Here is a 7,633-nt window from a genome sequence, read left to right on the forward strand (position 1 = left end):
AAGTCATCGCGGTGAAAGTCATCTCGTCACCACGCCGATCCCGGCCAGGACGAGGACTCCGACGAGCACCAGTCCGATGGCGGGCGTGGCGCGGCGCGGGCTGAGCAGGTCGGCAGCGAGCCCGGCCAGTCGCGAACCGGCACCGACCCCACGCACCCAGGCGTCGAGGACTTCCCGGTCAAACCAGGTGACGGCCCGGGCCGCGGCCAGCACGGGCTGGGCGACGAGGAGCCGGTAGGCATAGTCAGCGCCGAGCCCCTTCTCGGCGGCGATACTCAGCGTCGCAGGGATCCGGGCGGCGGCGTCCCGGGTGCGGACGCCGCGGGCCGCGAGGCTGACCGCAGCAGCGGCGACCACCATGAGGAGCAAGGTCGCGACGAGCAGTTCGAGGTTGAGGTGCACGTCGCTGCGCCAGACCGGCATCGAGGCCACCACCCCGCCTGCCAGACACATCAGGACGAGCACCGTCGTGCCGAGCCGGGCCGAGGAGCTGATCGCCGACTCCGCCCGCTCGACGCCCTCGGCCTCCCGCAGCACTGCTGGCTCCTCGAAGAAGTCGTCGATCCGCTCCACCGGGCCCTGGGCGTAGGTCGCCACATGCTGCTCGAGGTCGGTCGGCCGGTTAAGGACGAGCCAGGCCCGCATGCAGTAGGCGGCCGTGAGCGGAGCGGCGGCCCCGACGGAGGAGAGGACGATCACGGCGGCGAGCCCGCCGTCGGTCAGGGCGCCCATCTCGGCGGTCCCCAGGATCTGTTCCTTGGAGAAGAAGCCGACGAACGGCGGCACCCCTGCCAGGGCGAGCAGACCCCAGGCGAAACGGCGACGCAGCACCCGGTAGCGGCGCGCGCCGGAGGCGACCACGGCCATCGCGGTCCCACCCACCAGGACCGCCAGCCAGCCGACGGCCAGGAAGAGCAGTGCCTTGTACCACGCGTGGGCGATGAGGTGCTGGGCCGCGGCGTCCGGACCGGTGCCCGGCGTCGCAGCAGCCAGCGCACCGAGCATCAGGGCGACCTGACTGATCGTGGACCAGGCCAGGAGCCGCTTGAGGTCGCCCTGCGCGAAGGCCAGCAGCGCCGCCCCCAACATGGTGAAGCACGCGAGCACGGCCAGCACGAGCCGGACGCTATCGGTCATAGCGAGCAGCGGGAAGAGATGGGTCAGCACCACGGTCCCGGCGGCGACCATCGTCGCGGCGTGGATGAGCGCCGAGGCGGGGGTCGGCCCCTCCATGGCGTCCGGCAGCCAGTCCTGGAAGGGGAAGAGCGCGGACTTGCCGGCGACCCCGATCACCACGAGCAGCAGGACGAGGGCGAGCGCCCGGCTCGGGCCCTGGGTGCTCCAGTGGTCGACGATGGCACTGATCTTGGTCGTCCCCGCCCCGGCGGCCAGTCCCACCAGGCCGAGGACGAAGCCGATGTCAGCGGTGCGGGTGACCAGCATCGCCTTTCCTGCGGCCCGCCGCGCAGCGGCCTTGGTGGAGTGGTGCCCGATCAGCAGGTAGGAACACCAGCCCATCACCTCCCAGCCGACGAGCAGGAGCAGGATGTCATCGGCGAGCACGGTGAGCAGCATCGCGGCGGTGAAGATCGACACGGTCGCAGCGAAGGCGCGATAGTGCGGGTCGTACCAGAGGTACCAGCGCGAGTAGACCTGCACGATGAGGGCGACAGTCGCCACGGTGACCGCGATCAGGGCCAACGGCCAGGTCACCGTGAGCTCGAAGGGGACGTCGAGCCCACCAAAGGGAAGGGCCCCGGTCGTTCCGGAGACCCGTTGACCGCTAGCGGTCTGGTTCAACGCATAGAGCTGCCAGAGCGTCGCGAAGAACGCCCCGAAGCCTCCCCCCACCGCGATCCACGCGGCCAGCCGGTTGGACCGGCCGGACAGGGTGATCCCGGCCAGTGCCGCCAGCGCGGGCAGGAGGATCGCCCACTGCGCGGGAGTGCCCCATAGATCGGGGACGGGCAGATGCGGCAAGGTGATGCTCGGGAGCTGGAAGTCCGACCAGGACAGGTCGGGCAGATCGGGGATGGCCGCGGTGCCTGGGTTCACGCGTCACTCCCCCGGCCAGCGTCTCCGTCACCGGTGCCCGCGGCTGCAGGCGCCCTGTGCCCTGGGTCGAGATCCGCGTGCAGGTCCACGTGGCCGCGGGCACGGAAGAGGGCCAGGAGGATGGCGAGCGCGAGGACGATCTCGGCCGCCGCGATGGTGATGAGGAAGAGGGTCAGGACCGGACCGGACACCGTGGCCGCGCTCACTTCGCCGGCGCCGTTCGTCTGGCCGGCCGTGACGAGGAGGAGACCGGCGGCACCAAGCAGGAGCTCGACCCCGATCAGGAGCAGCACGGCGTGACGTCTGGCGAGGATGCCGTAGACGCCGACGCCCGCGAGCACGGCCGCGAGCAGAAAGGGCAGAGCCGGCCTGATCACGGCGCCACCGCCTCGGAGGGCGGCGCCGCCGGGCGCTGACTGGCCGAGTCCTTGCCACCGACGGGCGTGCGTGCCACGGCGACGGCGGCGACCAGGGCCAGCAGGAGGAGCGCGGAGAGCAGCTCGAAAGGCCAGACGTAGATGCCGAAGATCCCAGTGGCGACCTCGGTGTTGCTCGGCCCGTCGACGCGCACCTGGTCCCACCCGAAGGCGATCAGCAGGGTCCCGCCAAGCAGGATCGTCACGCCCGCGCCGACCAACGCCGACCCTGCGCGCTGGCCGCGGGAGGTGACGACGGGGACACCGCCGTCGCGGGTGAGCATGAGGGCAAAGAGCACCAGCACGATGACCGCGCCGACGTAGACGAGGAGCTGCACGAGCGCGACGAGCTCGGCACCGAGCACGAGGTAGCACCCCGCCAGCCCGCCGAGCACCACGACGAGCCACAGGGCGGCATGGAGCACATCGCGGGCGATCACCGAGAGCAGCGCCGACCCGGCGGTGAGCAGGGCGACGGCCAGGAAGAGGACCTCCAGACCGCTCACCCCTCACCCGCCCCGGTCTCGCCAGCTTCGGGTTGCCGCGCTTGGGGTTGGTGCGCTTCGGGCGGCGTCGACTCCCTCGTGCTCGGCTGCGCCTGCACGCCGTCCTGCTCAGCTGCCACGGAAGGCGTCGGCGCCTCGACATACCCGGAGTAGTTCTTCGGCCACGTCGACTCCGGGACGTTCTTCATCCAGGTGCCCAGCCGTTCCTTGCCATGGAGCAGGTTGCGGATGTCACCCTCGGCATAGGCATAGTCGGGCGCCCAGAAGAGCGCGTCGAACGGGCAGACCTCGATGCAGATCCCGCAGTACATACACAGGGAGAAGTCGATGTCGAACTGGTCGAGCACGTTGTGGCTGCGGGCACGTCCGCCCTCGGTCTCCGGCGGCGTCTCCTCCTTGTGGGAGTCGATGTAGATGCACCAGGAGGGGCACTCGCGGGCGCACAGCATGCAGGAGGTGCAGTTGTCCTCCAGGAGCGCGACGACGCCACGCGAGCGCTCGGGCAGGACGGGCTCGGTATGGGGATATTGCGCAGTGTGGGAGCGACGGGCCAGCATCTTGGCGGTGGTGGCCAGGCCTTTGAGCAGACCCTTCATGAGATGGCCACCACCACGACGGCCGTGACCGCCAGTTGCACCAGCGCGATCGGCAGCAGGACCAGCCAGGCAAAACTCTGCAGCTGGTCCTCACGCACGCGGGGCCAGGCCACCCGGAACCACAGGATCACGGCCCCCACGACGGTGGCCTTGAGCAGGGTCCACAGGGCACCTACCCAGCCGATGTCACCCCACGGGCCGCGCCAGCCGCCGAGGAAGAGCACGGTGAAAAGCAGCGCCATCACGACCATGCCGGCGTACTCCGCCAGCAAGAAGAAGGCAAACCGCAGGCCGGTGTACTCGGTCAGCGGGCCGAAGACGATCTCCGCGTCCGCGACCGGTGCGTCGAACGGCGTCCGTTGCAGCTCCGCGACCGCGGCGGCGAGGAAGACGAAGGCGGCGGGCGCCTGCCAGGCCAGCCACCACCACGACCACTCCTGCACGATCCCGGTGAGCGAGAGCGTGCCGGCTGCGATCGCGACCGAGGCTGCGGACAGCACCATCGGGAGCTCGTAGGAGACGAGCTGGGCTCCGGCGCGCATGCCGCCGATGAGGGCGTATTTATTGCCGCTGCCCCAGCCAGCCATCAGGGTGCCGATCACGCCCACGCTGGTCGCGGCCAACGCGAACAACAGCGAAGCAGGCACGTCGGCGGCCACCCAGGTGGCGCTCCAGGGGATCACGGCCAGCGCGACCAGGTAGGGGATGAGGGCGACGGCCGGTGCCAGGCGAAACATCGGCCGGTCGGCGGCGGCCGGGATCACATCCTCTTTCTGCACAAACTTGATGCCGTCCGCGACCAGCTGGAGTATTCCGTGCGGTCCGGCCTCCATCGGGCCGAGGCGGCCCTGCATATGCCCCATGAGCTTGTGCTCGAGCTGCCCCAGCGCCAGGGGCAGGACGAGGAAGGCCGCCACCACGATGACAGCCTTGAGGACGACCTCCATGGCCACGGGAAGTTCTGCGAGCATCGTCGGCCAGCCTAACGACTTCGGGTGGGTCCTGGCAGGTGCCGCACCGAGGCAATCACAGCCCGAGCCAGATCCGTCCTGCGCTGACGTGCGCCTCGTCATACGCAAGACTGAGCGGCATGTCAGCTGGCGACCTTCTCTTCTCGACGTCCGACCTGCTCATCGGGGTCGCGACCTCGGCACTGCAGATCGAGGGCGGCGACCGAAACAACAACTGGTACGACTGGTCGAAGCTGTCCCGCACGATCAAGGACGGATCGACGCCGGAGAGGGCCACCGACCACTGGCGCCGGTGGCGCGAGGACACCGAGCTGATGGCCTCGCTCGGGCTGCAGACCTACCGGATGAGCGTGGAGTGGAGCCGGATCGAGCCCCGCCCGGGCGAGATCGATCGGGCCGCGCTGGAACGCTATCGGCAGGAACTGCAGGCCATCCGGGACGTCGGGATCGTGCCGCTGGTGACGCTGCACCATTTCTCCCAACCCTCGTGGTTCCAGGGCCTGGGCGGGTTCAGCTCGCCCTATGCCGTCGACAGGTTTCTGTCCTTCGCCTCCGTCGTAGTCAAGGAGCTGGGCGACCTGGTGAGCGACTGGGTGACGATCAACGAGCCCAATGTGCACGCGGTGCAGAGCTACCTTTTCAACGAAGGTCCACCCGCCCGGCGTGACTTCGCGGCACTGCGGCAGGTCCTGCGTCACATGGCCCGGGCGCACTGCCGCGCCTATCACCTCATCCACGGGTTGCAGCCGGACGCCAAGGTCGGCGCCGCCCACCACGCTCGCGTCTTCGCCCCGCGCACGGCGCGAAACCCGGTGCACCGCGCTGCCGCTTACGTGGACCGGCAGCTCTTCCAAGAGATCCTCGCGGACGCGATGCTGGGCGGCCGCTTCCACCGGCTGCTCGGACCGGCGCCGGATGTCACCCCAGGCCCGCACTACGACTTCCTCGGCATCAACTATTACTCACGGTCAGCGGTGCGCGGGATCGGCGACGGCACCTTCCCCGGGGTGCCGGTCAACGATCTGGGCTGGGAGATCTACCCACAAGGGGTGGTCGAGGTCGCTGCTGATCTGCACGCTCGCTATCCCGGCCCGATCTGGATCACCGAGAACGGCACTGCAGACGGCCTGGACCGTTTCCGGTCGCGCTTTATCTACGAGCACCTGCAGCAGATCGCGGCCTCGGGGCTGCCGTTCGAGCGCTACTACCACTGGTGCTTTGTGGACAACTGGGAGTGGACCGAGGGGGAGGCGATGCGGTTCGGGATCGTGGCCAACGACTACGACACGCAGGAGCGGACCGTGCGCGACTCGGGCCGTTTCCTCGAGCAGATCATCGCCCACGGTGGCGTGACCGGGTCGATGTATGAGGAGTTCGTCGCCGGCCAGACCTACCCGCTCGGCCCCTGACGGCGGTGAAGCTACCCGCCACCACCTGGAGATGAATCCGCTTCGTCGCCGCGCGGGCCCCACGACTCGTCCGGCACGCCCGGCGGGAGGAGCCGCCGGCGTGGCGCCCGCTTGGCGGGACCAGCCTGATCGCCGCCCGGCTCCTTGGCCCCCGGCCACGGCTTGGACGCCCGCGATGCCAGTTGGAAGCTCTTGCGCAGCGGCGTGCCCTCGAAGCCTTCCGGGAGCAGCAACGGCCGTAGCCCCATCCCGGTGCCGTCGTCGAAGCCCTCGAAGCCGATGCCAAACATCTCGTGCGTCTCACGCTCGTGCCAACCGGCGCCGGCAAACAGATCGGTGACCGAGGCGAGCGCGGCACCATCCTCCACCCGCGTGTGCAGCAGCACCCTGCGCAACGGCAGGTGCGTGTCGATCAGGTGGCACACCACCTCAAAGCCCGGGCCCGGCTCCGACGTGGCTGGGTCCGACGTGGTTGGCTCGGCATCGGTCTCGTCGACCGCGGACAGCCAGTCGAAGAAGGAGTAGCCGTCCTCTTTGAGCGCACGCACGGCGTCGTGCCATCCTCCCGGCTCGACCCGACGCTCCTGCACATCGACCTCGCTCATGCGGAGCTCTCCGGGGGCGCCACCAGGGCACGGGTGACCTCGCCCGAGGTCACCGGCCGATCGCCATACCTGCCGGCGAGCCGTGCCCGTGCCCGCCCCGGCGTTTCGGCGGCGATCTGCTGCTGGAGCGCGACGATGCCCGCGAGTAGCGCCTCCGGCCGTGGTGGGCAGCCCGGGATGTAGACGTCCACGGGGATCAGCTGGTCGACACCCTTGGTCACCGAGTAGCTGTCCCAGTAGGGACCACCGGAGTTGGAGCACGCGCCGTAGGAGATGACGTACTTGGGCTCGGGCATCTGCTCGTAGAGGCGGCGGATGATCGGCGCCATCTTGTCGGTCACGGTGCCGGAGACAACCATCAGGTCGGACTGCCGCGGTCCCGGAGCGAACGGGATGACCCCCAGACGGATGAAGTCGTGTCGCGCCATCGAGGCGCTGATGAACTCGATCGCGCAGCAGGCCAGGCCGAAGTTAAACACCCACAGGGAGTACTTGCGGCCCCAGTTCAGGACAACCTGGACGGCTCGGGGCGCGCGCTCCACGGGTGCGCCGACACGGGGGGTGGGCAGTGCTGTCAAAGTAGGGCGATCTGCCGGCGCTGGGACCACGGTCACCACCACCGGAGGAGTCCGCGGCGCCAGACGTGCAGCAGCGCGACGACGAGAACACCGATGAAGATCGCCATCTCGACCAGGCTCGCGACACCCAGCTCGGTGCGGATGACCAGGGCCCACGGGAAGAGGTAGACCGCGTCGACGGCGAAGATCACGTAGAGGAGTGCGTAGACGAGGTAGCGGACGCTGCCCTGCGCCCAGCCGGAGCCGACGGGGTCGACGCCCGACTCGTAGGTGGTGAGCTTTCCAGGCGTGGGGTCGACGGGCGCGAGCAGGCGGCGCACGCCCATGGCGCTGGTCACGATGACCATTCCTGCCAGGACGACGAGACCGACCACGAGGTACTCACGCATCTCGATCACCCTAGCCGCCGCATCCTCGGGGTGCGGGACGTGACGGAGACCACGGTGAATATTTCGGACGGTCCAACCTGAGCCCGCCCCGAGCGGTTGCCGCAGATC

9 protein-coding genes are annotated in these 7,633 nt (G+C 69.4%); 1 reads left to right on the plus strand and 8 read right to left on the minus strand.

Features of this window, described 5'->3' with window-relative positions:
* Positions 1 to 18: 18 nt before the first annotated feature.
* Genes Q4P07_RS13500 through nuoH form a run of 5 tightly spaced genes read right to left on the minus strand, consistent with a single transcriptional unit; the run spans position 19 to position 4,544 of the window.
* Positions 19 to 2,055, minus strand: a complete 2,037-nt coding sequence (locus Q4P07_RS13500) for an NADH-quinone oxidoreductase subunit L (RefSeq protein WP_303375437.1) — start codon at positions 2,053 to 2,055, stop codon at positions 19 to 21.
* Positions 2,052 to 2,432: an NADH-quinone oxidoreductase subunit NuoK gene (gene nuoK / locus Q4P07_RS13505; protein WP_303375438.1), complete on the minus strand. Its 381-nt coding sequence runs from the start codon at positions 2,430 to 2,432 to the stop codon at positions 2,052 to 2,054. The genes Q4P07_RS13500 and nuoK overlap by 4 nt, the downstream gene beginning before the upstream one ends.
* Positions 2,429 to 2,977: an NADH-quinone oxidoreductase subunit J gene (locus Q4P07_RS13510; RefSeq protein ID WP_303375439.1), complete on the minus strand. Its 549-nt coding sequence runs from the start codon at positions 2,975 to 2,977 to the stop codon at positions 2,429 to 2,431. Before Q4P07_RS13510 ends, nuoK begins: the two co-directional genes overlap by 4 nt.
* Complete coding sequence (locus Q4P07_RS13515; RefSeq protein ID WP_303375440.1) at positions 2,974 to 3,573, minus strand: 4Fe-4S binding protein; 600 nt, start codon at positions 3,571 to 3,573, stop codon at positions 2,974 to 2,976. Before Q4P07_RS13515 ends, Q4P07_RS13510 begins: the two co-directional genes overlap by 4 nt.
* The gene (gene nuoH / locus Q4P07_RS13520) at positions 3,570 to 4,544 is read right to left on the minus strand and encodes an NADH-quinone oxidoreductase subunit NuoH (RefSeq protein ID WP_303375441.1); all 975 of its coding nucleotides are present in this window, start codon (positions 4,542 to 4,544) and stop codon (positions 3,570 to 3,572) included. Before nuoH ends, Q4P07_RS13515 begins: the two co-directional genes overlap by 4 nt.
* Positions 4,545 to 4,663: 119 nt before the next feature.
* Between nuoH and Q4P07_RS13525 the strand changes: the two genes are divergently transcribed.
* Complete coding sequence (locus tag Q4P07_RS13525) at positions 4,664 to 5,953, plus strand: glycoside hydrolase family 1 protein (protein ID WP_303375442.1); 1,290 nt, start codon at positions 4,664 to 4,666, stop codon at positions 5,951 to 5,953.
* 11 nt (positions 5,954 to 5,964) lie between these two features.
* On the opposite strand, the gene Q4P07_RS13530 is transcribed toward Q4P07_RS13525, so the two are convergent.
* The 3 genes from Q4P07_RS13530 to Q4P07_RS13540 all read right to left on the minus strand — a co-directional run.
* Complete coding sequence (locus tag Q4P07_RS13530; protein WP_303375443.1) at positions 5,965 to 6,558, minus strand: NADH-quinone oxidoreductase subunit C; 594 nt, start codon at positions 6,556 to 6,558, stop codon at positions 5,965 to 5,967.
* Positions 6,555 to 7,100 carry an NADH-quinone oxidoreductase subunit B gene (locus Q4P07_RS13535; protein WP_368660286.1) on the minus strand — a complete coding sequence of 182 codons (546 nt, stop codon included), beginning with the start codon at positions 7,098 to 7,100 and terminating at the stop codon, positions 6,555 to 6,557. The genes Q4P07_RS13530 and Q4P07_RS13535 overlap by 4 nt, the downstream gene beginning before the upstream one ends.
* A 68-nt stretch (positions 7,101 to 7,168) precedes the next feature.
* Positions 7,169 to 7,633, minus strand: a 465-nt coding sequence (locus tag Q4P07_RS13540; RefSeq protein ID WP_368660285.1) for an NADH-quinone oxidoreductase subunit A, incomplete at its 5' end; no start/stop codon positions are given.

This window comes from Ornithinimicrobium sp. (genome assembly GCF_030537745.1).
Classification (GTDB): Bacteria; Actinomycetota; Actinomycetes; order Actinomycetales; family Dermatophilaceae; genus Ornithinicoccus.

Bases quoted from the DNA above. Each gene is read 5' to 3' on its own strand.
- nuoH (WP_303375441.1), bottom strand. From the start codon at position 4,544: ATGCTCGCAGAACTTCCCGTGGCCATGGAGGTCGTCCTCAAGGCTGTC.
- Q4P07_RS13515 (WP_303375440.1), bottom strand. From the start codon at position 3,573: ATGAAGGGTCTGCTCAAAGGCCTGGCCACCACCGCCAAGATGCTGGCC.
- Q4P07_RS13525 (WP_303375442.1), top strand. From the start codon at position 4,664: ATGTCAGCTGGCGACCTTCTCTTCTCGACGTCCGACCTGCTCATCGGG.
- Q4P07_RS13530 (WP_303375443.1), bottom strand. From the start codon at position 6,558: ATGAGCGAGGTCGATGTGCAGGAGCGTCGGGTCGAGCCGGGAGGATGG.